The sequence below is a fragment of the Haloterrigena sp. H1 genome (assembly GCF_005938085.1).
Lineage (GTDB): Archaea > Halobacteriota > Halobacteria > Halobacteriales > Natrialbaceae > Natrinema.
Window position 1 is genome coordinate 923,709 of record NZ_SMZK01000001.1, and the last position, 23,939, is coordinate 947,647.

Below are 23,939 nucleotides of genomic sequence, written 5' to 3' on the forward strand. Positions count from 1 at the left end.
GTACGATCGAATGACACTGGCGAACATCGCCCGATACGACGAGCGACGAGCCCCATCTCTCGGCCAGCGGGCAGTCGTCGTCGGCGGGAGCGTGGCGGGGCTCTGTGCGGCGCGAGTCCTCTGCGATTCGTTTGCTGAGGTCGTGGTACTCGAACGCGATACGTTCCCCAGCACGCCGGCGGCTCGCGAGGGGGCGCCACAGACGAGCCAGCCACACGCGATGCTCGAAGCCGGGCGGACGACGCTCGAGGACCTCTTTCCAGGATTCGAGAACGCGGTTCAGTCCGCCGGTGGGCTGAAGCTCGATATGACCCATGATTTCGTGTGGTACGACCAGGGAGGGGCCGTCACGGAGGCGGCTGCCGAACTGCCCGCCCTCTATGCGAGCCGGCCTCTCTTCGAACACGTCATCCGCGAGCAAGTCCGGGAGTTCAGCGAGGTACAGTTACGCGGGGGGTGTCACGTTCTTGGCTACGAGCACGACGCCGAGACGGAGCGGGTGACTGGGGTGCGGTTCCGCGACGAGGACGAACAAGAGACAACACTCGATGCAACGCTCGTGGTCGACGCGACTGGCCGGCAGAGTCGAACCCCGACGTGGCTCGAGACGCACGGGTATCCGGTTCCCGAGGTCGACGAGGTCGAGGTCGACGTCACCTACAGTACCGTCCGTATCGAGCGGCCGCCGAACGTTCGGGGTGGCGTGCTCGTCGCACCGGAGCCCCAGCGGCCACGCGGCGCGGCGATGCTTCCCATCGAGAACGACCAGTGGGAGGTACTGCTTCAGGGGCTCCACGGCGAACACGCTCCGGCCGACCGCGGGACGTTCCTCGAGTGGGCCGAGTCGTTACCGCGGGACGAAATCGGCCGTCGACTACGCGAACAGGAGTGGGTATCGGAGAGTACGCGCTATCCGTTTCCCGCGAGCGTTCGGCGACACTACAGCTCTCTCGACCGGTTCCCGAAGAGGTTGATCGTCACTGGCGATGCGATCGCCAGCTTCAATCCCATCTACGGACAGGGGATGTCGGTCGCAGCGCTGGACGCGCTCGCGTTGCATCACGAACTCGAAGCCGGGCTCGAGGGTCTTGGGCCGCGATTCTTCCGCCGGACGGACGAAATCATCGACGAGGCGTGGAAGATCGCCGTCGGAAAGGATTTCGTGTTCGATGAGACAACGGGACCGAAGCCGTTCGGGACCGATCTGTTCAATAAGTACGTCGCTCGCCTCTTCCGGCGCGCCCACGACGACGGCAACCTAACCGAGGCGTTCTTCCGCGTGTTCCGACTGGAGCGGTCGGCGAGCAGCCTCCTCCATCCGAGCGTTGTCTGGCGCGTGTTCCGCCCGCGATTCGGATCGGCGACGAACTCGTCCGAGAACGGATCCACATCGTATTTGATGGGGTACTGACACCGGAACCTATCCGTCGACAGATCGTCGATTCGACACCGGCCGACGGGATTCGTATGCCGTTGACGCACCTCGTATTCGCGTTTAGAACCGAATCTCGTGTGACGGGTCGCGACGCTTGACGAACTCAGCGATAGCCGCCGTCGTCCGCGCCGCGAGCATCGTCGATCCGGTCGAACTGCTCGTCGCTCAACTCGAGGTCGACCGCGCCGACGTTCTCCGCGAGTTGGTCTGGCGTGCGTGCGCCGACGATCGGCACGCAGGTAAAGCGGTCCTGTGCCATCAGCCATCGCAGTGAGACCTGTGCGGGCGTGGCATCGAGTTCGTCCGCGACGGATTCGACGGCCTCGAGGACCTCCCAGGCCGTCGCGCTCGTATAGCGATCCTCGAACAGATCGGTGAGACTGCCCCGCGAGCCGTCCGGCGCGACGACGGTGCCGTCCGCCTCGCGCTCGTATTTTCCGGTCAAAAACCCGCCGGCCAGCGGCGAGTACGGACAGACCGCGATGTCCTGGTCCGCACAGACGTCGAGGTAGTCGCCGACGTCGTCCGTCTTGGCAGCGTTGAACATCGGCTGAGTCACGTCGAATCGCTCGAGCCCCTCCACGTCGCTCGTCCACAGGGCCTTGGTGAGCTTCCAGGCGGCCATGCTCGAGGCTCCCAGATAGTTGACTTTCCCCTCGCGGACGAGTTCCGTGAGCGTCCGGAGCGTCTCTCGGATCGGCGTGTTTTCGTCCCAGCGGTGGATATAGTACAGATCGAGATAGTCGGTGCCCAATCGCTCTAACGTGCCCTCGATCTGGGCGCGGATGTGCTTGCGTCCGAGTCCGGAGTCGTTCGGTCCGGGTTCGCCCCAGCCATCGAAGGGGAAGTAGACCTTCGAGGCGATGACGAAGTCCTCGCGGTCGTGGTCTGCGAGCCACTCGCCGATCCACTCCTCGCTGGTGCCGTCGGGGTCGCCGTAGACGTTGGCCGTGTCGATGAAGTTGATTCCCTGGTCCCAAGCGGCGTCGAGAAGCTCGTGGGCTTCTTCACGTTCCGTTTCGACGATGCCGCCGGTCTCGCGACCGAAGCGCCAGGTGCCAAAACAGAGTTTCGAGACGGTCGTGCCCGTGTTTCCGAGTGTGGTGTACTCCATAGCTGGGGTTCGGCGGCGACCGTCAAAACGGGTTTGGAAGCGGTGATCGCGCGTCGGTAGGTCCGTCCGCAGACGCTCGAAGCAGTGTTTCCGAAGCTACAAACCGCTCGACGGACACCTATCGATGATGAATCACTGGTGGCGTCGGATCGCTCTCTCACTGGTCGCCGTTTTCGCCCTCGTGTTTGTCTATGCTCGTCTCTATCAGATGGGAATGGCGGCCTTCGAAGGGGAGACCAGAACGTACTCTGAGGCGCTTCGGATCGTGATCGAGGTGCTGACGACCGCCGGCTTCGGCGGTGATGCGGACAAGTGGCGGAGTCTCCCGACGAACCTGATGGTGATCGCAATGAACCTCACCGGCGTCCTGCTCGTCTTCCTTGCACTCCCGCTGATCGTCGTCCCACTGTTCCAGCAGGCGCTCGAAGACCGGCCGCCAGAGTCCACTAGCCTCACCGATCACGTCGTCATCTGTTCGTACACGCCGCGATCGGACGTGCTCGCCGAGGAACTCGAGGCGGCAAACGTGCCCTACGTCTTCATCGACGACGATCCCGAACTCGTCGTCGAACTCGACCGCGACGGTACCAACGCCATCTACGGCGAACTCGATCAGGCGGAGACGCTTCGCGCGGCAAACGCCACCGATGCCCGCGCGCTCGTCACCGACATCGACGACGAGACCAACGCGATGGTGATCCTCACGGCTCGGGAGTTCTCGAACGAGTTGACGATCGTCAGCGTCGTCGAGGACGCGACTGTCGCAAGCTATCACCGCTATGCCGGGGCTGACGAAATCGTTCGTCCACGGCGCGTGCTCGGCCAGAGCCTCGCGACGAAGGCGACAACGGCGGTCTCGGCCGAACTTCGGGACACGATCGAGCTCAGCGAGGACTTTACCGTGACCGAACTGCTCGTCCAGGAACACAGCGACCTCGTCGGCCAGACGGTCCCCGAGTCGGGGATCAGAGATCGCATGGGGATTACCGTCATCGGCGCGTGGTTTAACGGCGAGTTCGTCCCCGTTCCCGGCCCCGAAAACGTGATCGACGGCAACACGATCCTGCTCGTTGCGGGCCGTCGTGACGATCTCACAGAGCTGAAATCGCGAACGGTGTCGTCCCTCCAGCGCCGCCCGGAGCGCGTGGTGGTCGGCGGCTACGGCGTCGTCGGTCAAACGGCGGTGGAAACGCTGGCATCTGACGGTGTCACCACGTTCACTATCGACACCGTCAATACGGAAGGCGTCGATATCGTCGGCAGCGTCACCGATGAATCAGTCCTCGAGACCGCGGGCGTCACCGATGGGCGATCTGTCGTGCTGACCCTCGACGACGATGCAGCCTCGATCTATGCCACGCTGGTCATCAAACAGATCGCACCCAGCGTCGAGATAATCGTCCGCGCGAACGAAACGGAGAACATTCCGAAGTTCTACCGGGCCGGGGCGGAGTACGTCCTCTCGCTGTCGACGGTGACCGGCCGGATGCTCGCATCTGTGCTGATCGAAGATGAAGAGGTCCTCACGCCGGAGACCCAGTTCGAACTCGTCCGGACAGCCGCGCCGGCGCTCGTCGGTCGAAGCCTCGGAGACGTCGATCTGCGGGCGCGGACGGGATGTACCGTCGTCGCGGCCGAACGCGGCGATGAATTGCTGACCGATCTCGGGCCGTCGTTCGTCGTCCGCGAAGACGATACGCTGATCGTCGCGGGCAGCGACGAGGCGATCAACCAGTTCGTTACGGTCGCAACCTAGCTGTACTTCCGTGGTTTAACGCCACAGTTTACGGTGAGCGACCAGATTCTACAGGTTGAACTGATTGAGAAAAAGAACGGCGGGATCAGTGGTGAATGGAAGCGGCACCCAGAGCTGCGGTCGCGCATACGCGTGTACTATGTGACAGAGTTCTGTCGGTATAGAGAAACCAAGAGAGCGCTGCCGCTCCAGCGGCAGGCGCTCTCGTCGAGGGAGTAGCTACCACGGAGAGTAGCTCTGAAGCATATACTCCGCTAACTCCTCTGCTCGGTCTCGATCACACCCCTTGTCTTCCATCAGCCCTTGAATCGCTGATTCTCGAACGATCTGGCCGATCACGTCCTCGAATGAGGAGAAGTCCGAGTGATTCGCACCGGTCTCAAGCCGTCGCCGTACTACGAATGCATGGGCTAACATCACCACCGCGAGGTGGTGATGAACGCCCTTCCAGGTTCGCCCTTGGTACTCGTCAGCACCGAGGTTTTGCTTGATATCTCTGTGGAACTGCTCTACGCACCAGCGGAGTTGTGCCCAGGACACTAACTCTTCCAGAGATGCCTCGTCAACACCCCAGCATATCCATGCTCTGAGTGCCCTGTTTTCTTCGTCTTCGTCATCGTTCTTCTCGTTCTTCAAGAGCAACCAGCCTGTTTCATCACTCACCCACCCTGTATCCCGGCGTTTCACCTCTCGAACTCGTGTTCGATAGAATTCACTGGAGAGGGATTCTTTGGTCCCTTCATTCCACGTAATTTCAGTCCAAGCGTCGTCGCCGAGTGTCTCGGCGACTTCCGCTGGTGTCTCTGACGTTACGTCTTCAGGATGAGCAGCGTGCTTCCGATTGGGATGTGCGTCTGGATGAATAAGGTCGGTGTCCTCAGGAACGGTCCGGAACTCCGTCGGCGACACTTCTAGGACATATGGCTCAGAAATCGCCCGGAGTTTCCGTCTGAAACTCCGGGCTTCGCCGAAGAATCTGTCGGCAACGACACAGCCATGATTGATCTCGGTTGAGACTGCCTGTTCGACGAGTTCCAGGGCTAATTCAGGCTTCGATTGGTGTTCAGTGTCGGCAGGGACAGCTGTATTTTTCCGCCGCTGGGCGTAGCGTTCTCGTTCTTGCTGGCTCTCGTAGTCTGCATCATCACCGTCAGTCCATTTTTCGGACAGGAACAACCGCATCCCCAGTGGCCAGGTAAGTTGGTCAGCATTCTGCCGCTCGCCAGGTCTGGCGAGCGTGCAGTTGACCGTCACCTGGCAGTTGTCAAGTTTTCCAGTCACGCCACACCACTGACGAGCGACACCGACACTGTCCTGTCCCGTCTTCGGGATGCCCATACCATCGACGATCAGTGCAGCTTCGTGCCCCTGGATCGCTTCGGGAACGCGTTCCCGAAGCTCAGCCTCGACGCGTTCGTGTTCCCATGGACTCTCACGGACAAACCGTTCGAGCCGTTCCTGATCGATGTGCATTTTCTCGGCGATGTCAGTGATGGTGTTGGGACTTCCGGGGCGCAGCAGGCCCCGGAAGTACCGGCCTGCGTTCAGCCATGTCCGTTCGTTTTTCGGCCATGTTGATCCATCTACCCGAGTCGTGAATGCTGAACGGTAGCTACTGAGAAACTGTAGTCCTTCGGCCTGACTGCGTGTCACATTGTTCGTCATACCTCTGCTGAGGCGTTCCCTGGCCGAAAATCAACTGCCGAAGCTAAACCTCGGAAGTACAGCTAGAACGACGGCAACACCTCAGTCTCGTAGAACTCGAGCGCCGTCTCTTGCTCCGGACCGATCTGGTGGTAGTACACGTGGTCGTAGCCAGCATCGATCGCCTGCTCGATACTGTCGATATGGGCCTGCGGGTCCGGTTCGGTCGTTGTCCCGCTTTCGGCGATGTCCTCTCGCTCGACCAGCTGCGCTGCCTGCTCGAAGTGGGCCGGCGTTGACAGCTCTTGGCCCAGCTCGCCCGGGAGCGATCCGTTGGGCCACTGCTCGTGGATGGTGTCGATCGCCTCGTCTTCGCTATCGGCATAGCAGCCGTGTAGCTGGGTGTATTTCGGTCCCTCGCCGCCCGCATCTTCGTAGGCCTCGACCGGCTCCGATTTTGGGCCGGAACACCAGAGCCCGTCCGTGCTGTCGGCGACCCACTGGGCCGTCTGTGGCCCGAACGCGCTCCCGATCACCGTCGGCTGGTCGTCGGGGACTGTATAGAGGCGCGCGTTCTCGACCGTGTAGTGAGTGCCGTGATGGCTCGTCGTCTCGCCGGTCCAGAGGTTGCGCATGACGTCCATCGCTTCGTCGAGTTTCGCGAGGCGGACGTCGTGCTCGGGCCAGCGCTCGCCGGTGACGTGTTCGTTCAGGTTCTCCCCGGTGCCGACGCCGAACGTAAAGCGGTCACCGAGCATCTCGTCGACAGTGGCGACGGCGTGGGCGACGTTGACCGGATGAATGCGGGTCGTCGGACAGGTGACGCCCACCCCGACCTCGATCTCGTCGGTCGCCGTCGCGATCGCGCCGAGCGTCGACCAGACGAACGGCGACTCCCCCTGTGCGGAGACCCACGGGTGGAAGTGATCCGAGATCGAGACGAAATCGAAGCCGGCGTCCTCGGCGCGGCGGGCGATGTCGACCAGTTCCGTCGGGCCGAACTCCTCGCTCGAGAGGGTGTATCCGAGCTGGGGCATTCTCGAGGCAGTACCACAGTCCGGCCGGTAACGGTTGAGCCTGCGACGGCAAGAGCGCGGTTCGTACTCGCGTCGCTCGAGCCGAACCCCGGGGCCGGCCGAATCGAACCCCTTACCCGCGATGCGTGGGAACCGACCCCTATGGAAGCCGTAGTCGAAGCAACGGATCTCGAGAAGACCTACGGCGAGACCGTCGCCCTGTCGCAGGCCTCGCTGTCGGTCGCACGCGGCGAGGTCTTTGCACTGATCGGGCCGAACGGGGCCGGGAAGACGACGCTCGTCCGCGCGCTGACGGGGACGACCGAACCCGACGGCGGCAGTGCACGAATTCTCGGCGCAGAGCCGGCGGCCGTCGATCGCGACCGACTCGGCGTGTTGCCACAGGAGTTCTCGCCACCGGGCCGGCTCAGCGCTCGCGAACTGCTCGCGTACTACGCCGGCCTCTACGACGACGCGCGCGATCCCGAGGACGTCCTCGCGGACGTCGGCCTCGTCGACGCCGGCGACACCTGGTACGAGGACCTCTCGGGCGGCCAACAGCGCCGGGCCTGCGTCGGATCTGCGCTGGTCAACGACCCCGATCTGCTCTTTCTCGACGAGCCAACGACCGGCATCGACCCCGCCGGCCGCCGCACCGTCTGGCGACTGATCGAAGACCTCGCCGACGCCGGGACGACCGTCGTCCTCACGACGCACGACATGGCCGAGGCCGAACGACTCGCCGATCGTGTCGGTCTGCTCGCCGACGGCTCGCTCGTCGCACAGGGCACACCAACTGACCTCGTCCAGGACCACGGCGGCTCGAGCCGGCTCACCGTCGAAACGGCAGCCGATCCCGATGCCTTCGACGACCTCGCGTATCCGGTCGACCGACCGGAACGCGGTCGGGGCCGAACGCCGGACGGCGCGGTCGTCGTACGCGACATCGATCCCGCCGCGATCGGGACGGTCGTCGACTACCTCGAGACGCACGACATCGCCTACACCGAGCTCTCGTGGGCCGAACCGGATCTCGAGGACGTCTATCTCGCGCTGGCCGACGCGACCGAGCGGGAGCGAACGGATCGCCTCGAGAGCGAAAGCGGAGACGCAGACCTCGCACAGGCGGGTGAAACGGCATGAGCCGAATGGGACGCGTCGGTGCCGAGACGAGCGCCGGCTGGCGGTCGTTCGTTCGCCGACGGACGGCCGTGTTCTTCACGTTCTTCTTCCCGGTCATCCTGATCGTTATCTTCGGCGCGCTGATCCGGACCGATCCGACGGGCGAGGGGCTGTTCACGGAACCGGCGGCTTACTACGTGCCAGGCTATCTCGCCGTCGTCGTCCTCTTTACGCCGCTGTCGCGGATGGGCAGCGAGGTCGCACGCCACCGCGAGGGGAGCCGCTTCGAAAAACTCGCGACGACGCCGCTGACCCGCGCTGAGTGGCTGCTCGCCCAGACTGCGGTCAACGCCGCGATCATCGGGCTGGCGAGCCTGCTCATCCTCGGACTGGTGGTCCTGCTGACGGGTGCCCAGATCGCGTTCTCGCCGTTTTTGATTCCGTACATCCTGATCGGCGTGATCTGTTTCTGTGGTGTCGGCGCGATGCTCGGCAGCTACACCGACTCTCAAGACGGCGCAGTCGCCGCCAGCAACGCGATCGGGCTGCCACTGCTCTTCCTCTCGGAGACGTTCATCTCGCTGTCGCAACTGCCCGGCTGGTTCGGTCCGCTCGTCAACCTCTCGCCGCTGACCTACTTCGCACGCGGCGTGCGGTCCGCGACGTACGCGGGCGCAGAGGTGCCCGCGGTCGCCGGCGTCGACCCGGCACTCGCGAACCTCGGAATCCTCACCGCGCTCGCCGTCGTCGCCTTCGCGCTCGGTGCGCGATCGATCCCACGGACGGACTAGCCGCCGGCCGCGAGAACGAACCGATTTAGGCTCCGCACGCCAAGCCCCGGCAACCAGCATGCGCCCAGCCCACCCCATCGAGCAGGCCGTCGGTATGGAACACTACGTCTCTGAAACTGACGGCGTCGGCGGCCGCCTTCGCGAGGACGACGAACATTTCCGGGTGCGCGAACTCGAGCGCTTCGACACCGAACCCGTCGACGCCTCAATGGACGCCTACCCGCATCTCGTCTTCCGGGCGACGCTGCAGGGCTGGGATACCAACGACTTCGCGTCGCGACTCTCTGACGCGCTCGGGGTTTCCCGTGAACGCGTCAACTGGGCCGGAACGAAAGACAAGTACGCCGTGACGACACAGCTGTTCTCGGTCTACGGGGCTGACCCCGAAGACGTCCCCGAGATCGACGGCGCGGACATCGAAGTGCTGGGCCGTGCGGGACGGAACCTCGAGTTCGGCGACCTCGCGGGCAACGCCTTCGAACTCGTCGTCAGCGACCCCGACCGCCCCGACAACGCCGTGGCGATCACCGACGAACTGCACGAATTCGGTGGGCTCGAGGGTCAAGAAAACGACGACGCGACTTCGATCGGCGTCCCGAATTTCTTCGGTCAGCAGCGCTTTGGCAGCCGCCGGCCGGTTACCCACGAGGTCGGCCTCGCGATCGCCCGTGGCGACTGGGAAGGTGCGGTGATGGCCTATCTCGGGAACCCGACGGACGCAGAACCGGAGTCGACCCAGGAAGCCAGAGCCTTCGTCGAGGAAACGCGCGACTGGCAGGAAGCACTCGAGCGCGTTCCCAACCGCCTCCGATACGAACGCTCGATGATCCACGCGCTCGCAGAACACGACGGCGAGCCCGGTCCCGACGAGTTCCGAGCCGCTCTCGAGCGCGTGCCCTCGAACCTCCAGCGGCTGTTCGTCCACGCAGCCCAGTCATACGCGTTCAACCTGATGCTCTCCAAGCGGCTCGAGCGCGGCCTGCCGTTCGATCGCCCTATCGACGGTGACGTTGTCTGCTTTTCTGACACCGACGCGCCCGAGGGCCTCGAGTTGCCCGACCCCGACCGGCTCCAGCGCGTCGACGAGCGCCGCGTCGACTCGGTGACGCGCCACTGCGAGCGCGGCCGCGCGTTCGTCACCGCGCCGCTGGTCGGCACCGAGACGGAGTTGGCCGACGGCGAACAGGGTGAGATCGAACGCGCTGTCCTCGACGAATTGGACCTCGAGCCGGCGGACTTCGACCTCCCCGGTGAGTTCCACTCGACCGGCACCCGGCGGGCGATCCTCCTGCGGACGGACCTGTCGCTCGAGACCGACCTGCTGACCCTCTCGTTTGCGCTCCCGAAGGGGTCGTACGCGACGGTCGTCTCCCGGGAGTACTTGAAAGTCGATCCGGTCCACCTCGGCTAACGCTGTTGTACCCGGCAGCGACACATCTCGAGACGGTCGCCGAAGCGTTTAGACGGTGGCACGAGTAGGCTCGCACATGATCGGCACGGACGAGACCCGCGAGATCGTCGATTGGCAGAAGACGACCGTAGACGGGCAACCGGTGTACGAAATCGAGTACAGCGAGCCGGTTCCGGAGCCGACGGGGCGATCGAAGCCGCTCTTTGGCGCGAGCAGCGGCGGGACGGTACCGGCCGGCGAGCAGTCGTTTCTGCTGCCGGACGGCGAGCGAATTCCCGCGACGGAGGCAGCCTGCGAGGCCGACGGGACCACGCTACGCGTCCGCCACGAGCCGTCGACGCTGGCTCGTCTCCGGCGATACCTGCCATGGTAAGATCGACTGTCGTCGAGCGCGTATAGGGCCGCTGACAGCCTTTTGCTCGTTCGTGTCCAACGGACACCCATGCGTAGCAAACGCGTCCAACAGGAGATCGACGACCTCGTCGCGCAGGGCTGGCGAATCGAAGAGGAGACGCCCGACCGCGTCGTGATGGTCGACCGTGAATTCGGCTCGGTCGGCTCGCACATCGTCGTCGCGCTGCTGACGTTCTGGTTCTCTTTGGGGGTTGGAAACGTCGTCTGGGCCGCGTACAACTACGTTTCGAACTCACGGCGTCGTGTGCTCTGGGAGGACGGCGACGCCTGTCCGTCCTGTGGGGCCGCTGTGTCGGCGACCGACGACTACTGCCAATCCTGTGGTGAGGCCCTCGAGAGCAGCCCCGACCCGACCAGCACGATCTCCTGTCCCGACTGTGAGGCAGTCGTCACCGACGGCTCGCGGTACTGCCCGGCCTGCGGGGCGAAACTTGCGGATACGGACGATATGGCCTCGTAGCGGACGCCGCACCGACGAACCAAACTGATAGGTACGTCGACCGCTAGACGGTGTATACGGCAATGGAGCTGGATTCTGCCCCCCACATTCTCCTGACGAACGACGACGGGATCGACGCACCCGGGATCCGGGCGCTGTACGACGCCCTCCAGGCGGTCGGCACGGTCACCGTCGTCGCGCCCGACCGGAACCGTAGTGCCGTCGGTCGCTCGCTCTCGTATGGCCGGACGCGCTCGTCGCCCGACGATCTTTCGCTGGATCTGGAAGCGGATTCCTTTACCTCACCGGTGCCCCACACCGACCACGAACTCGGCTACGCGGTCGACGGCACCCCCTGTGATTGTGCCATCGTCGGCGTCAACGCCTTAGATCCCGAACCCGACATCGTCGTCTCGGGCTGCAACTCGGGGGCGAACCTGGGTGCCTACGTCCTTTCCCGGTCGGGGACGGTCAGCGCCGCGATGGAGGCGGCTTTTCTCGAGACGCCGTCGATCGCCGTCTCGATGGATACGCTCGGCTACGACGGGGAGCTCGAGCCGGCGGCCTTCGACCGGGCGGCCGAAATCACCGCCACGATCGTCGGCGGTGCGCCCGGAACCGGCCTGTTCGACCGCGTCGACTACCTGAACGTCAACGTTCCCCGGCCGGATCGCGAGCCGAACGGCTATGCGATTACGCGACCGACTCAAATCTACGAGATGGATGCGACAGTCGAGGACGGCGGCTTCCAGCTCACGAACAAACTCTGGCAACAAATGGCAAACCGGGACATCCCCGATCCCGAGGACACCGACCGCCACGCCGTGCTCGCCGATCAGATTTCGATCTCGCCGCTTCGCATCCCCTACGAGGTCGTTGATACCGAGGCCGTTCGGACCATCATAGAGCACCTGTTCTAGCACCACGGTAGCCGGCCGAAAAAACACGGCTGTTTTACACGGGGAGTGTCAAGACGCCATTATGGAGTGTCGCCACTGTGCATCGCCGCTCGAGAAACCTGGCGACTACTGTCTGGTCTGCCGGGACGCCAACACCGAGGCGATCGTCCTCGAGGCGGCACGCGACAGAGCGACCATCACGATGCTCGCGGGTGAGGACGAGCCGCGCGAGCGCGACGGGTCGGCAGATCTCGACGAGCAAGTCCTCGGCGAGACGACGATCACGACGACGCCGGAAGACGGCGAGAACGAGCCGATCGAACTCCGAAACTTCGCTGGACTGATCGGCGACGAGATCCGTCGGAAGCGCCCCGAGGAAGTCTACGCCGGCGGCACGCGGACGGTAATTCGTGCCGTGCGCGAGGACCTCCACCATCCGTTCTACCGCGTCGACGACGACGATCCAGTGCAGGCCGTCCTCGAGCGCCGCGGCAATCGCGCACTCGACGTCGTCGAGACGCCGCCGGCCGAGAAGATCGGCGGCAGCCACACGACGCTTATCGGCGGCCGGACGGGTATGGAGGCGATCCACGCCGTCGCGGGCCACCCCCACGTCAAGAAGGTCATTCCGGGCCCCATCGACGCCGGCGGCAAGGGCTCTCAGTCGGGTATGCGCGCGAAGGTCACTCGCGCCGACGACGGCGGCAACGTTCGAATGTTGCTTCGGGACGGCTCGAGCGTCCAAGAAAACCGCGTCGTGACGACCGCTCGAGATCGTGAGATGGGCGAGCGAATTCGGGCGGATTTGAACGACGTGCTCGCTGAAGCGGAGTTTCAGTAGCGCTAACAATGGGCGTGCGGCTGGTCGCCGTCGGTGAGCCGGCCGCTCGAGCGCCGCCGATCGCGGCGGTAGCTAGTCGTCAACCGGTTCGACTGGTTGATCATCCGGCTGCTCGTCAACCGGCTCCGCCGGGGAGTCTTCTGTCTGTTCGTCTCCGGATGAGTCGGGCGATTCCGGTTCCTCGGAGGGGACAGGTTCCTCCGGTGGCTCTGATTCTTCGGGAGTGGCTGGCTCTTCCGGTGGTCCTGGTTCCTGGGGACTGTCTGGCTCTTCCGGTGGTTCTGGTTCCTCGGGCGAGTCAGACTCTTCCGGTTGCTCGTCGGGAGTGCTGTCGGGCGATTCGCCAGCCGTTTCGGGTTCAGTCACCGTGAACTGGATCGACGCAGCGTCATCGTCGGTGCGCACGGTTGCGGTTCGGTCGCCGACATCCGTCTGGGTCGTCGCATGCGTCAGCGTGACTGATCCCGTCTCGTCGGCAGCGAGTGACACAGGTTGGGTGTCGACGCCCTGTTGCTGGTCGATATCCAGGTACACGTCAGTCTCGCCAGCTTCGGTGCCGACGTTCGTCACTTCGGCGGTCACCTCGAGTATGGCTCCGACTTCGACCGGATCGGTCGAATTCACAGTTGTCACTTCGAACGTCGCTGGCTCGGCTGGTTCCTCGACGGTCACCTGCGCCGTCGCCTCGTCGTCCTCGCTGCGAACGGTGACCGCGAGTTCGCCGACGTCCTCGGGTCGAGTCTGATACGACAGCGTCACCGTTTCGAGCGCACCTTCCTCGAGATTGACCTGCGCGGTGTCGACGACCTGCTCGTCGACCGCGAGCGCGAGTTCCTGAGAACCAGTGGCGTCTCCGACGTTTTCGACCTCGACCGTCACTTCAAGTGTCTCACCGGCCACTACGGGCTCTGTCGTCTCGAGGATGGCGACCGAAAACGCGGGCGCCGGATCTCGATACTCACCGGCTGGCTCCGTCTCGGCCCGGAGCGTCTCGTCGTAGAGGTAGTGCTCGAGGTCGGTCTCCCAGACGAGTCGCTCGTCGTCGGTTTCGGGCGTCCACTCGACGGTGAACGTGTGGGTTCCGGGTTCGAGTGCGGGCGGTTCGTCCCCAGTTGTTCCCGCGACGAACGCGCCGCCAAAGAGTTCGAGATCGTTCGGGTTCTCGTAGCCGAACGTGACTGTGTAGCTGTCGTCTTCCGCGGGCGTGACGTCCTCGAGTGCGATCGTCGGCCGCTCGGGCCGGCGTTCGTCGATGCAGTCGTTTGGGTTGCTTTCGCGGCGCTCATCCGATTCGAACCAATTGACGAAGACGGTCCCGATAGTCGAGCCGAAGCCGTCGTCTCTGAGTCCGACGACGACCTCGTCGTCGGTCCGCTCGAGGACCCCCTCGTTATCGCTGATCTGGAGCCGAATCGTCCCGGAAAACGGGGCATCGATCGCGTCGCCGATCGTGATCCCCGGATGGGCGTTGCCGACGCCCGCCGGGTCGACGAAGAGCGTCTCGACAGTCAGGTCGTCGCCGTCTTCGAACGTTCCGGAGACGGTTGCCTGCGTGCAGTCGACGAACTCGATCTCGATGTCCCTGTCGTCGGTGCCGTAGACGAGGACCGTCCGTTCGTCCGAGGCAACGGCGCTCTCGACACGAACCGGGAACTCCTGGTCGTTTTCCACGAGTGCCGTTTCGAACGCCATCGTGACCCTCTCGCGGGCACCCGGTTCGAGCCGTCTCGACGTGCTATCCACGACGGTTGGATCGTGACCGACAACGAACTCGAGATCCTGCGTCACGGTGACCTCGCTCGCGTTCTCGACTTCGGCGGTCACCTCGAGTACGTCGCCAGCGTCGACGGGATCGTTCGTCCTGGTGATCGTCACGGTTACATCGACATCGTCTGTGCCGATCACCTCGACGTCGCGGACGGCCGCGTCGTCGTCGCTTTCGACCCGTACGGGAAACGTCTGAGTTCGCCGGACGAGCGCCGTTTCGAATTCGAGACCGACCGTCTCGGTCTCGCCGCCGGCGACCGTCACCGACTGGGAATCGACGAGTTCGGGATCGTGACCGACGATCAGTTCGATTTCCTGGGTCGTCTCCGACTCGGCAGTGTTCTCGAGTGTTGCGGTCACCTCGAGGACATCGCCGGTCGTGACCGGATCGTTCGTCTCGATGTTCGTCACTGCCAGCGGCGGCTCGTCGACGTAGACGAAGACAGGAACCTCGTCCGAATCACTCTCGGTTTCGATCCGGGCCGGGAACTCTTGAGCATTCCTGATGACTGCGGTCTCGTACCCCATCGTGACCGTCTCGGATTCGCCAGACTCGAGCGAGACCACTGCCGTATCGACCACCGTCGGATCGTGACCGACGATCAACTGCACCTCTCGCGTAAGTCCCGTGGTGTGGCTGTTCTCGAACTCGGCGGTCACCTCGAGAAACTCGCCCGTCTGGACCGGTGCATTGGTCTCTACGATCGTCACGTCCAGTCCGATATCCTCGGTGCCGATCACCTCGACCGTCCGTTCATCGGCGCTGTCTTCGGTTTCGACCCGCGCGGGGAACGTCTGGGTTCGCCTGACGACTGCCGTTTCGAACTCAAGACCGATCGTTTCGGACTCGCCCCCGCCGACGGTCACCGACTGGCTGTCGACGAGTTCGGGATCGTGGCCGACGATCAGATCGACGTCCTGTGTTATTTCGGTGTCGGTCGTGTTCTCGACCGTCACCGTGACCTCGAGCACCTCGCCGGCGTCGACGGGATCGTTCGTCTCGAGGATCGACACGGCCAGGTCTGCATCGGTTTCGCCGACGTCGGCGATCACCCACGGCCGTTCGGACGTGATCGTTCCGTTCTCACTGATCACCCAGGCGATGATCGGACACCCATGGCAGCCGCTCTCGAGCGTGAGCGTCGCGGTGTCTTCGCTCCCGCTCACCGCTGTCTCATCGAGGACGACGTCCGCGTGGCCGAGCCACCAGACGACGCGGTCGAGCGCGCCGTCGGGGTGTGCGACATCCAGCTCGAGCTCGATCGATTCGTCGGTGGTCACCGCGAGTGACTCGTCGGCCGGCCGCTTGCCCTCGATGGTCGGCGCGGCGGTCCCGGTTTCCGCCACGGTGATCGTCCACGTCGCTCGGCGGGGCTCGTCGTCGCCGACGGCAGCAGCGACCTCGTAGGTGCCTGCCGAGTCGAACGTCGTCTGCCAGTAGTCGGCTCCCCGATGGCCGTAGTACGTGCTAAACCAGGGTCCCATCGACCAACCGACATACTCGCCATCGACGAACCACTGTGTTCGTCCACCGTACTCCCCGAGCGCGTCGGATTCGACCTCGAAGAGCACCGCCGTCCCTGGCTGTACCGTCAGCTCCGGGTCCGGTGATTGCTGTGCGGTGTCCAATTCCTCGACGGCGAGGACGTCGACGGTGCGTTCGGCCGTATCGTCGTCGGTCTCAAACCGGACCGTGACTGTCTCGTCCTGGCTGACTGGATAGGTGCGATAACTGAAGTAGTCGATCGTCTCCGTTTCACCGGGACCAACCGTCGTTTCAACGGTCGATCGCTGTTCGTCTTCGTAAAAACTCTCGATTGTTGCCCGCACTGCCGTCGTGCCTGTATTTTCGACTGCCACGCTCACCTCGAGCAGCGATCCACCCTCGACGGGCGCGTTCGTCTCGACGATTCGAATCTCGGTGACGCCGTCGTCCTGAACGGCACGCCTCCGCCTCGCGACCTCTCGTTCGATCGCTTCCACACTCCCCGTAAGCGTCGCCGCCAGACCGCCCCCGGCGGCGAGATAGCGTCGTCGCCGCATGGGTACGCTGTCCACGACCGAACGCATAATACGTTGTCACCGTTTGCTTGATCGTCATTCTTCATCGGTAACTAGACGCTGAAACAGGTGGATAGGTGCCGCCAGCGAATCTCGAAGAGCTGTGTCATGCACAGTATCGGTAAGCGCGAATACTGTCAGTACCCGATGGAAGTGTCAGTTACTGCTGGTTGTCCGAGCCTTAACGGGATGGCTGTAATTAGATATAATTAGCCATGCTCGAGCGACCGGACGCTGTCCTCACACTCATCCCGCTGGTGGCGGTCAGTGGCCTCGCCGTTCGCACAGTACTTGCGGTACCGGGTATCGGATCGGGACTGTTCACCACGCCGCTTGCGGTCGCCGGCTATCTCGCTGCACTCGCGGTTGTCTTCCTGGAACTGCTGGCGTGGCCAGTCGCCGAGCGGCTCAGTGGGTCGTGATCGGAGCCGATCGCATCCACGAACCGACGCGACTCAACAGGTTTAAGAATCCGCTGGCGATAGAGAGCACTACTATGGCCAAGAAAGGACAGGTCGGTAGCGCTGGCCGCTTCGGTGCCCGCTACGGCCGCGTCGCACGACGTCGCGTCAGCGAGATCGAAGACGACATGCAGAACGCCGAAGTCGACGGCGACGACGTCACCCGCGTCGGCACTGGCATCTGGAAGAACGAAGAGACCGGCGAAGTCTTCACCGGCGGTGCCTACCGCCCGGAGACCCCCGCCGGCCGCACCGTCCAGCGCTCCATCCGCGCTGCGCTCGCCGAGGACGACGAATAACACCCTCTTCAGGTCCAGTATGAGTTACAAATGCTCTCGCTGTAAACGCGACGTCCAGCTCGACGAGTACGGCGGCGTCCGCTGTCCCTACTGCGGCCACCGCGTGCTCCTGAAAGAACGCAGCCGCGACGTCAAGGAAGTCGACGTCCAGTAACGCGTCAGCGTGTCTTCTCACGACGCGACCCTCGAGTTCGACTACGAGAGCGCCGCGCGTGCCGAACTCGTCGTCGACAGCGTCGCCCGCGAGATCGGCGAAATCGACGACGATCGCTCGCGGACGACCATCGAACGGGACGGCCCTCGCGTTTACATCGAGATCGACGCCGACGACGTGATCGCTCTGCGGGCCGCACTCAATACCTGGTTCTCGCTGATCGACGTCGCCGAGCGGACTGCCGACGCCGGTGTGGGCATCCTCGAGTCCGACCAGTAGGGACGGCCCGTTGGAGACCTGTGCCGGCAGGCCGCGCGGTCTTTATCCTCGCTTTCGAACCACCCATATGACGGAACAGCCTGCGACATGGCTCGGCCTCGACGCCGACGCCAAGCCCCTCGTGGTCGCCGGTTTCGCGCTCGGAGTGGGGATCGGCGGGTTCTTCGACGGGATCGTGTTCCACCAGCTCCTCCAGTTCCATCACATGCTATCGTCCCATCCGGATGCGAGCGTCGCGACGAACCTGCGATTGAACGTGGTAGCTGACGGGCTCTTTCACCTCGGCACGTACACCTTCACGATCATCGGGCTCGTCCTGTTCTCGCGTGCGTGGCGATTTCGACCGGTGCCGAAATCCGGCCGGACGCTGTTCGGCGCGGTGATCATGGGTTGGGGCGTGTTCAACCTCGTCGAGGGAGTCGTGAACCATCACCTGCTCGAGATTCACCACGTCTGGCCCGCCGGCCCCGGCCCGATCGTCCTTTGGGATGTCGCCTTCCTGCTCTGGGGAACGGTGTTCCTCGTCGGTGGCTACCTCACGATCCGAACCGATAGCGCTGCGACGCCGGCGGGCGGAACGGACGCGGTTGCGACGGACGGCAGCGGATCGGAATGAGTCCGGTCGGGAGTCGAAAGCCGGTCGGATGCCGACCCGGACGAACCACAAAGCTTGGCTTTATCAGTCCGGAGGGCGACGGTCGAGGTATGCAAGGAAACCTGCCGCCGGAAGCACAGGAGAAAATCGAACAGCTACAGGACCTGCAGGAGACGGCACAGCAAGTGGCTGTCCAGAAGCAGGAAGCTGAAACCGGTCTCACCGAGGCCCAGAACGCCCTCGACGAACTCGAGAACATCGACGAGGAGACGACCATGTACCGCAGCGTCGGCGAGCTGCTCGTCGAGACCGACTACGACCAGGCAGAAGAAGACCTCGAGGAGAAGGTCGACTCGCTCGAACTCCGCGTCGAGACCCTCGAGAAGCAAGAAGAGCGCGTCCAGGACCAGTTCGAGGGCCTGCAGGACGAGCTCGAAGAACTGCTCGGTGGCGGCATGGGCGGCGGTCCGAGCCCGGCAGGCGGTCCCGGCGCTGGCGGCGCATAAATGCCGACTGACGAGCCGACGGCCGACGACGTCGTCCAGACGGCGTCGGACGCTGCGGAAGGCTACGTCTTCTCGCAGTACAAACAGTCGGCCGTTCGCGATCTCGACGTCACCGTGACGTTCGAAGACGGCGTCCTCAAGGTCGACGTCTACCTCAACGTGCCCGAGGGCGACGCCGAGGCCGACCCCGAACAGGTTGCCGACGATGCCGCGCTCGCGGCTCGGCAAGCGGTCGACGAACTGTTCGAGGCATAACGGACGCGATCTCGCGTTCCGAACAGCTTCTTTCGGTCTCTTTGAGAGTGACTAGCCGGTGCTACGCCGGTGATCGACGTGTGAGCGGCGTGGCTGTGTTCCGGTGAACGCCGGTACGAAGCGACGAACCGGTGAGTACCACGAATCACTCGAACGGATGTGCCGACGACCGCTACACCCGATACCCCGGTGCCAGCAACTCGATCGGATGTGGCACGTCGCGCTCGAGCAGTCCCTCGAGTTGATCGCCACACGAGGTGCCCGACGCGACGACCGTTTTTGTGCCGTCGATTTGCTCGGCGAGCCGCTGACCAACGTCGACACTCAACTCGTAGTACTCGTGTTTGTAGCCGAAGGAGCCGGCCATCCCACAACACTCGGCGCTCGTCGTCTCGGGCGCGTAGCCACACCGCTCGAGGACGGCGACCGTCGGTGCCTCGAGATCGAGCGTGCGCTGCTGGCAGTGGGAGTGATAGGCAATCGGCTCTGCGCCATCGCCGGTCGACAGCGCCGACGGGTCGGCCCCGTTCTCGAGCAGTCCGTAGACGTACTCACAGATCTCGTAGCTCCTGTCGCGTAAGCGCTCGAACGATCGTTCAGGCAGTAGCCGTTCGTACTCGCGGTGCATGGCCGCCAGATCGGAGGGCTCGACGACGACGACATCCCGGCCGGCGTCGAGGTCCTCCGCTAGCGAAGCAAAGAGCCGGCTTGCCTGCCGGTCTGCGGTCGCGACCATCCCCTGGGAAAGCGCCGCGCGTCCGCTCTCGGGCAAGTCCGGGACTTGCACCGGGATGCCCAACGCCTCGAGTGTTCGGACCGCGGCTTTCCCGCGGTCGACGTCGACGTAGTTCGTGTAGACGTCGGGATAGAGGACGACCTCGCGGTCGATATCTGCTTGATTGGCTCGAGACGCCCGTCGACTCGAGGCGGCTTCCCCACCTCGCTTCTCGAACCAGTCGACGAGCGATTCGCGCTGGAACGCGGGCAGGTCACGGCGGCGGTCGATTCCGAGGGTGCGCTCGAGCAGCCCGCGGACGGAGTCGGCGTCTGCGAGCCAGTTCGAAACGGGTGCCGTAGCGCTGGCGGCTTTCGCGACCGTGCCGATGTTGCCGAAGAAGCGCTTGCCGAGGTCGAGGCCACCCTCCTCCATATCCGGCGTGAGGCCGTCGACGAGGAAGTCGGTGGCTGCCGGCTCCTCGCTGCGGTTGATCCGGTCCCGGACGACGGTGTTGATCCACGGGATATCGATCTTGACCGGACAGGCGTCGACACAGCGCGAGCAGCCGGTACAGAGGTCGTTGAACTCGGCGGCCGACTCCTGGCCATGGACGCCGGTCTCCCAGCCGGTTGCGATCCCGCCCGAGTAAGTCTCGCCACCGAAGCCGTGGCCGCCGACGGACTGGAAGTTCGCACACGAGTTCGAGCAGGCCCCACACCGAATACAGTACAGCGTTTCTCGGAGTTGGTCGTCCTCGCGCATGTCCATCCGGCCGTTGTCCAGCAAGACGAGGTGGAAGTCCCGGTCTGCCTTCCCTGCGTCGCCGGCCGTAATCGGCTCCTCGGGGTCGTCGAAGTCCAGCGTCGGCGAGTCGGTCGGCGGCGAGAGCATCGTCACGTACTGTGCGATCGACTGGCCCGTCGCGCTCTTGGCGATGAGATCGACGAACGGCTCGAGGTCTACAAGCGTCGGGATCAGCTTTTCGACGCCCGCGATCGCGACGTGGGTGTCGGGCGTGACCGCACACTTGCGCGCGTTGCCCTCGTTCGTGACGAGGGTGATCGTCCCGCTGTCGGCGACGACGAAGTTTGCGCCGGTGATCCCCACATCGGCCTCCTGAATGTGGTCGGCGAGATAGTCGCGGGCGAACCGTGTCAACTCTTCGGCGGTCTCGAACGGCTCGTCGGGATCGAACCGCTCGTTGAACAGTTCGGCGATCTCCGACCGCTCGAGGTGCATCGCCGGGCCGACGATATGCGAGGGCGTGTCGTCGGCAACTTGGAGGACCCACTCGCCGAGGTCGGTCTCGGTAACCTCGATTCCCGCGGCCGCGAGCGCGTCGTTGAGGTCGATCTCCTCGGTCGTCATGGACTTCGATTTGACGACCGACGGCGTGTCCCCGTCGCCGGCGATCCCGTGTTCCTCGGTCTGGGCGTCGACGACATCGGCGACGTACGCGTTCGCGTCCGCTGCATCGTCGGCAACGTAGACAGTGCCGCCGTTGGCCTCGACCGCGTCCCTGACGGTGTCGATCAAATCGGGAAGCTGATCGATAGCATCTTCCTTGATCGCCCGCGCTTCGGTTCGCAGCGCTTCGAGGTTGTCAGCCGCAGCGTACGCGTCACCCCGTTGGTCGTCGAACGAACTGGCTTTCGCGTGGACGGCATCGCCTTCGGTCTCGAGCAGGTGACGGATGTGGTCGGCCTGCTGCGATCGGGTTCGCTGGGCCATCTTAGCGGTCCTCCAGGACGATCACGTCGACGTCACCGGGGCCGTGGACGCCGTGGACGAGATCGCCCATATCGGCGGTCGCGCTCCGGCCGGTCGCGAAGACGACGCTGTCCCGCCCCCGCTCGAACGTCGATTCGAGACGGTCGAATCCGGCACTCAGATCCGGGACCACATCGCTTTCTGCGACGACCGCGACGTGGCGATCCGAATAGAGACTGATCGGTTCCACGCCATCGACCGTCGACTCGACGGCGACGGTACCATACTCCGCGATCGCGAAGCCGACCGGCGTCACGCCCGTCGGGGCGGCCTCGAGGTCGGCACTCGTCGGCTCTGTCGTTACCGATTCGGGGAGCGTGACGCCTTCGAACGGCAGCGGCGCGCCGACGGCTGGCTCCTCGACGATCGTTTCGATCCGCTTGCTCGCATCGGCGGCCAGAACGCGCTCGAACCCCACCTCGAGTCCCTCGAGTGCGCGTTCGAAGCGGCCGACAGTGTCGACTGTCATCAGTACTCATATCCAAGCGGACGCTGAAGACACTGACGGTCGATTGGGCCGCTGGCCGCGACTGACATAGCCGTGTGATAGAGTCCAACGAGTCGTCTATTGATATTTGACGTTGTATTCACGCTCGAGCTATCGGGTACTATTGTGTGAGCTACTTCCGGTCGTTCGGCGAACGTGCCGTGTGGTTTCGATGAACGATACAGAACTCGGCACCCACGAGTGGTGGGAGTCGTATAAAGAGACCGTCAACAACGATCCGGAGATGAAGGTACGTGGACACAACAAATTTTCCGAGAATTTCTACGTCGGAATCGGTGACGAGCGCGTCCTTCTCGAGATGGACGGCGGCGAGATCGCCCAACTCGTGCCGAATCCGACGATGAACAACCAGTGGTCGTTCGGCGTCGAGGGCGACCGCGAAGCCTGGGAGGAGTTCGTCCAGGAGACACCACCCGCGTTCAACCACGAAATCATCGCGTCGCACTATCGGACCGCGGTTCGCAACGAGGACGGCCACCTCCAGTTGACCGGTAACAACAAGAAGATCTTCCAGCATCTCCGCGCGTTCCAGCGAACGCTCGATCTGATGCGGGTCGCACACAACGACGGAGGGAGCTAACATGTCGACGACCTACCAGCCAGGTGATGTCGAACCGATCAGTGGGTCGTACGTCCACACGGAGGTCGAGGGCGTCAACCATCGGATCTATTTCGAGGAGAACGGTCCTGAGGACGGCATTCCGCTCCTCTGTCAGCATACGGCCGGCAACAACTGTCAGGAATGGCGCCATCTCCTGACTGACGAGCAAATCACCGAGGAGTTCCGCGTCATCGCCCACGACCTGCCCTATCACGGAAAGTCGGTGCCGCCGACGACCCAGAAGTGGTGGACCGACGATTACACGATGACCGCCGAGAAGTTTACCGAGACGCTCGTCAACCTTGCCGACGCCCTCGAACTCGAGGACCCTATCTATATGGGCTCGAGCATGGGCGGCAACATCGCGCTCGAGTTAGCCGACTGGTATCCCGAGCGATTCCGAGCGCTGATCGGCCTCGAATGTGGTGCGCATAGCCCGGGGTTCTACATCGACTGGCTCGACCATCCTGAGGTGAACACGACCGAAGTCAATGCCTACTCGTGTTGGGGGCTGATGGCACCTCAGAGTCCCGAACAGACCTGCCGCGAGACGATGTACCTCTACGAACAGGGTGCAACGGGAGTATTCAAGGGCGATCTCTACTACTACTCCGTCGATCACGACTACCGCGACAAGCTCGATCAGGTCAACGCCGATGAGTGTCCCCTCTATATCGCCAACGGCGAGTACGACTACCTGACCACGCCAGAGGACGGCCGCCAGACTGCCGAGGGAGTTGGTGAGGGAGCAACAGCGATCGAACTCGCCGAAATCGGTCACTTCCCGATGAGCGAGCATCCGGAATTGTTCAACGCCTACATTCGGGAGATCCTCGCCGATATCACCGGTGACCGAGACGAGGAACTGCCAGACGTCCTCGAGCCGGACGATGTCGGAATCGAACTCCACCAACGGGGTCCCGCGCGCGAGAAACCGGCCGAATAGTCGCTGGATCGTCGCCGAGTCGTCGCGGGTTGCCGGTTGAGCGACTCTCGGCCGAGTCCCGACACGATTTCGCTCGGTTTTCATCCGGTTTCAGGTTTCGCTCGTCGACCATCGTGTTCCGCTTGTGGACCGTCGGC

General features: G+C 63.8%; 24 protein-coding genes. 18 read left to right on the forward strand and 6 right to left on the reverse strand.

What is annotated here, in order from left to right; genetic code table 11:
- The first annotated feature begins 10 nt into the window (after window positions 1-10).
- Entirely contained in the window at window positions 11-1,411 is a 1,401-nt protein-coding gene (locus E2L06_RS04700) for an NAD(P)/FAD-dependent oxidoreductase (protein WP_138779074.1), read from the forward strand.
- Window positions 1,412-1,538: 127 nt separating this feature from the next.
- Here E2L06_RS04700 and E2L06_RS04705 read toward each other — a convergent pair whose 3' ends face one another.
- Complete coding sequence (locus E2L06_RS04705; RefSeq protein ID WP_138779076.1) at window positions 1,539-2,549, reverse strand: aldo/keto reductase; 1,011 nt, start codon at window positions 2,547-2,549, stop codon at window positions 1,539-1,541.
- 127 nt (window positions 2,550-2,676) lie between these two features.
- Here E2L06_RS04705 and E2L06_RS04710 point away from each other — a divergent pair, with 127 nt between their 5' ends.
- A complete protein-coding gene (locus E2L06_RS04710) occupies window positions 2,677-4,305 on the forward strand; it encodes a TrkA family potassium uptake protein (protein ID WP_138779078.1) in 1,629 nt (542 codons plus the stop codon).
- A gap of 219 nt (window positions 4,306-4,524) precedes the next feature.
- Here the strand turns inward: E2L06_RS04710 and E2L06_RS04715 are convergent, their stop codons facing one another.
- Window positions 4,525-5,970 carry an IS701 family transposase gene (locus E2L06_RS04715; RefSeq protein WP_138779080.1) on the reverse strand — a complete coding sequence of 482 codons (1,446 nt, stop codon included), beginning with the start codon at window positions 5,968-5,970 and terminating at the stop codon, window positions 4,525-4,527.
- 62 nt (window positions 5,971-6,032) lie between these two features.
- Window positions 6,033-6,986 (reverse strand): TIGR03557 family F420-dependent LLM class oxidoreductase, encoded by a 954-nt coding sequence (locus E2L06_RS04720; RefSeq protein ID WP_138779082.1) that lies wholly within the window; start codon window positions 6,984-6,986, stop codon window positions 6,033-6,035.
- Between the two features lie 141 nt (window positions 6,987-7,127).
- On the opposite strand from E2L06_RS04720, the gene E2L06_RS04725 reads away from it, so the two are divergent.
- The 7 genes from E2L06_RS04725 (at window position 7,128) to E2L06_RS04755 (ending at window position 12,882) form a co-directional block, all read left to right on the forward strand.
- Window positions 7,128-8,108 carry an ABC transporter ATP-binding protein gene (locus E2L06_RS04725; protein WP_138779084.1) on the forward strand — a complete coding sequence of 327 codons (981 nt, stop codon included), beginning with the start codon at window positions 7,128-7,130 and terminating at the stop codon, window positions 8,106-8,108.
- The gene (locus E2L06_RS04730; RefSeq protein WP_138779086.1) at window positions 8,105-8,878 is read left to right on the forward strand and encodes an ABC transporter permease; all 774 of its coding nucleotides are present in this window, start codon (window positions 8,105-8,107) and stop codon (window positions 8,876-8,878) included. Before E2L06_RS04725 ends, E2L06_RS04730 begins: the two co-directional genes overlap by 4 nt.
- 58 nt (window positions 8,879-8,936) lie before the next feature.
- Window positions 8,937-10,289 (forward strand): tRNA pseudouridine(13) synthase TruD, encoded by a 1,353-nt coding sequence (truD, locus tag E2L06_RS04735; protein ID WP_138779088.1) that lies wholly within the window; start codon window positions 8,937-8,939, stop codon window positions 10,287-10,289.
- A 76-nt stretch (window positions 10,290-10,365) separates the two neighbouring features.
- Window positions 10,366-10,662, forward strand: a complete 297-nt coding sequence (locus tag E2L06_RS04740) for a hypothetical protein (protein ID WP_138779090.1) — start codon at window positions 10,366-10,368, stop codon at window positions 10,660-10,662.
- Window positions 10,663-10,731: 69 nt separating this feature from the next.
- Complete coding sequence (locus tag E2L06_RS04745) at window positions 10,732-11,163, forward strand: zinc ribbon domain-containing protein (protein WP_138779092.1); 432 nt, start codon at window positions 10,732-10,734, stop codon at window positions 11,161-11,163.
- A gap of 62 nt (window positions 11,164-11,225) precedes the next feature.
- On the forward strand, window positions 11,226-12,062 hold the full coding sequence (gene surE / locus E2L06_RS04750) for a 5'/3'-nucleotidase SurE (protein ID WP_138779094.1): 837 nt from the start codon (window positions 11,226-11,228) through the stop codon (window positions 12,060-12,062).
- Between the two features lie 61 nt (window positions 12,063-12,123).
- Window positions 12,124-12,882, forward strand: coding sequence for a DUF2103 domain-containing protein (locus E2L06_RS04755; protein ID WP_138779096.1), 759 nt, complete (start codon window positions 12,124-12,126; stop codon window positions 12,880-12,882).
- Between the two features lie 72 nt (window positions 12,883-12,954).
- Here the strand turns inward: E2L06_RS04755 and E2L06_RS04760 are convergent, their stop codons facing one another.
- Window positions 12,955-16,692, reverse strand: a complete 3,738-nt coding sequence (locus tag E2L06_RS04760) for a CARDB domain-containing protein (protein WP_138779098.1) — start codon at window positions 16,690-16,692, stop codon at window positions 12,955-12,957.
- Window positions 16,693-16,925: 233 nt separating this feature from the next.
- Between E2L06_RS04760 and E2L06_RS04765 the strand changes: the two genes are divergently transcribed.
- From E2L06_RS04765 to E2L06_RS04795, 7 genes are all read left to right on the forward strand, one after another.
- Entirely contained in the window at window positions 16,926-17,132 is a 207-nt protein-coding gene (locus E2L06_RS04765) for a hypothetical protein (protein WP_138779100.1), read from the forward strand.
- Window positions 17,133-17,206: 74 nt separating this feature from the next.
- The gene (locus E2L06_RS04770) at window positions 17,207-17,470 is read left to right on the forward strand and encodes a hypothetical protein (RefSeq protein WP_008009665.1); all 264 of its coding nucleotides are present in this window, start codon (window positions 17,207-17,209) and stop codon (window positions 17,468-17,470) included.
- A gap of 19 nt (window positions 17,471-17,489) precedes the next feature.
- Window positions 17,490-17,624, forward strand: a complete 135-nt coding sequence (locus E2L06_RS04775; protein WP_006181151.1) for a DNA-directed RNA polymerase subunit P — start codon at window positions 17,490-17,492, stop codon at window positions 17,622-17,624.
- 9 nt (window positions 17,625-17,633) lie between these two features.
- Window positions 17,634-17,903: a KEOPS complex subunit Pcc1 gene (locus tag E2L06_RS04780; protein WP_138779102.1), complete on the forward strand. Its 270-nt coding sequence runs from the start codon at window positions 17,634-17,636 to the stop codon at window positions 17,901-17,903.
- Window positions 17,904-17,970: 67 nt separating this feature from the next.
- A complete protein-coding gene (locus E2L06_RS04785) occupies window positions 17,971-18,519 on the forward strand; it encodes a DUF2243 domain-containing protein (RefSeq protein ID WP_138779104.1) in 549 nt (182 codons plus the stop codon).
- Window positions 18,520-18,608: 89 nt separating this feature from the next.
- Complete coding sequence (locus E2L06_RS04790; protein ID WP_138779106.1) at window positions 18,609-19,004, forward strand: prefoldin subunit beta; 396 nt, start codon at window positions 18,609-18,611, stop codon at window positions 19,002-19,004.
- Complete coding sequence (locus tag E2L06_RS04795) at window positions 19,005-19,259, forward strand: DUF3194 domain-containing protein (protein ID WP_138779108.1); 255 nt, start codon at window positions 19,005-19,007, stop codon at window positions 19,257-19,259.
- A 172-nt stretch (window positions 19,260-19,431) separates the two neighbouring features.
- Here E2L06_RS04795 and E2L06_RS04800 read toward each other — a convergent pair whose 3' ends face one another.
- Window positions 19,432-21,708, reverse strand: coding sequence for an LUD domain-containing protein (locus E2L06_RS04800; RefSeq protein WP_138779110.1), 2,277 nt, complete (start codon window positions 21,706-21,708; stop codon window positions 19,432-19,434).
- Window position 21,709: 1 nt separating this feature from the next.
- Complete coding sequence (locus E2L06_RS04805) at window positions 21,710-22,216, reverse strand: LUD domain-containing protein (protein ID WP_138779112.1); 507 nt, start codon at window positions 22,214-22,216, stop codon at window positions 21,710-21,712.
- Window positions 22,217-22,406: 190 nt separating this feature from the next.
- Here E2L06_RS04805 and E2L06_RS04810 point away from each other — a divergent pair, with 190 nt between their 5' ends.
- Window positions 22,407-22,835 carry a hypothetical protein gene (locus tag E2L06_RS04810; RefSeq protein ID WP_138779114.1) on the forward strand — a complete coding sequence of 143 codons (429 nt, stop codon included), beginning with the start codon at window positions 22,407-22,409 and terminating at the stop codon, window positions 22,833-22,835.
- A 1-nt stretch (window position 22,836) separates the two neighbouring features.
- Window positions 22,837-23,802 (forward strand): alpha/beta fold hydrolase, encoded by a 966-nt coding sequence (locus E2L06_RS04815; protein ID WP_138779116.1) that lies wholly within the window; start codon window positions 22,837-22,839, stop codon window positions 23,800-23,802.
- The last annotated feature ends 137 nt before the right edge of the window (window positions 23,803-23,939 follow it).

Bases quoted from the DNA above. Each gene is read 5' to 3' on its own strand.
- E2L06_RS04700 (WP_138779074.1), top strand. From the start codon at position 11: ATGACACTGGCGAACATCGCCCGATACGACGAGCGACGAGCCCCATCT.
- E2L06_RS04705 (WP_138779076.1), bottom strand. From the start codon at position 2,549: ATGGAGTACACCACACTCGGAAACACGGGCACGACCGTCTCGAAACTC.
- E2L06_RS04710 (WP_138779078.1), top strand. From the start codon at position 2,677: ATGAATCACTGGTGGCGTCGGATCGCTCTCTCACTGGTCGCCGTTTTC.
- E2L06_RS04715 (WP_138779080.1), bottom strand. From the start codon at position 5,970: ATGACGAACAATGTGACACGCAGTCAGGCCGAAGGACTACAGTTTCTC.
- E2L06_RS04720 (WP_138779082.1), bottom strand. From the start codon at position 6,986: ATGCCCCAGCTCGGATACACCCTCTCGAGCGAGGAGTTCGGCCCGACG.
- E2L06_RS04725 (WP_138779084.1), top strand. From the start codon at position 7,128: ATGGAAGCCGTAGTCGAAGCAACGGATCTCGAGAAGACCTACGGCGAG.
- E2L06_RS04730 (WP_138779086.1), top strand. From the start codon at position 8,105: ATGAGCCGAATGGGACGCGTCGGTGCCGAGACGAGCGCCGGCTGGCGG.
- truD (WP_138779088.1), top strand. From the start codon at position 8,937: ATGCGCCCAGCCCACCCCATCGAGCAGGCCGTCGGTATGGAACACTAC.
- E2L06_RS04740 (WP_138779090.1), top strand. From the start codon at position 10,366: ATGATCGGCACGGACGAGACCCGCGAGATCGTCGATTGGCAGAAGACG.
- E2L06_RS04745 (WP_138779092.1), top strand. From the start codon at position 10,732: ATGCGTAGCAAACGCGTCCAACAGGAGATCGACGACCTCGTCGCGCAG.
- surE (WP_138779094.1), top strand. From the start codon at position 11,226: ATGGAGCTGGATTCTGCCCCCCACATTCTCCTGACGAACGACGACGGG.
- E2L06_RS04755 (WP_138779096.1), top strand. From the start codon at position 12,124: ATGGAGTGTCGCCACTGTGCATCGCCGCTCGAGAAACCTGGCGACTAC.
- E2L06_RS04760 (WP_138779098.1), bottom strand. From the start codon at position 16,692: ATGCGGCGACGACGCTATCTCGCCGCCGGGGGCGGTCTGGCGGCGACG.
- E2L06_RS04765 (WP_138779100.1), top strand. From the start codon at position 16,926: ATGCTCGAGCGACCGGACGCTGTCCTCACACTCATCCCGCTGGTGGCG.
- E2L06_RS04770 (WP_008009665.1), top strand. From the start codon at position 17,207: ATGGCCAAGAAAGGACAGGTCGGTAGCGCTGGCCGCTTCGGTGCCCGC.
- E2L06_RS04775 (WP_006181151.1), top strand. From the start codon at position 17,490: ATGAGTTACAAATGCTCTCGCTGTAAACGCGACGTCCAGCTCGACGAG.
- E2L06_RS04785 (WP_138779104.1), top strand. From the start codon at position 17,971: ATGACGGAACAGCCTGCGACATGGCTCGGCCTCGACGCCGACGCCAAG.
- E2L06_RS04790 (WP_138779106.1), top strand. From the start codon at position 18,609: ATGCAAGGAAACCTGCCGCCGGAAGCACAGGAGAAAATCGAACAGCTA.
- E2L06_RS04795 (WP_138779108.1), top strand. From the start codon at position 19,005: ATGCCGACTGACGAGCCGACGGCCGACGACGTCGTCCAGACGGCGTCG.
- E2L06_RS04800 (WP_138779110.1), bottom strand. From the start codon at position 21,708: ATGGCCCAGCGAACCCGATCGCAGCAGGCCGACCACATCCGTCACCTG.
- E2L06_RS04805 (WP_138779112.1), bottom strand. From the start codon at position 22,216: ATGACAGTCGACACTGTCGGCCGCTTCGAACGCGCACTCGAGGGACTC.
- E2L06_RS04810 (WP_138779114.1), top strand. From the start codon at position 22,407: ATGAACGATACAGAACTCGGCACCCACGAGTGGTGGGAGTCGTATAAA.
- E2L06_RS04815 (WP_138779116.1), top strand. From the start codon at position 22,837: ATGTCGACGACCTACCAGCCAGGTGATGTCGAACCGATCAGTGGGTCG.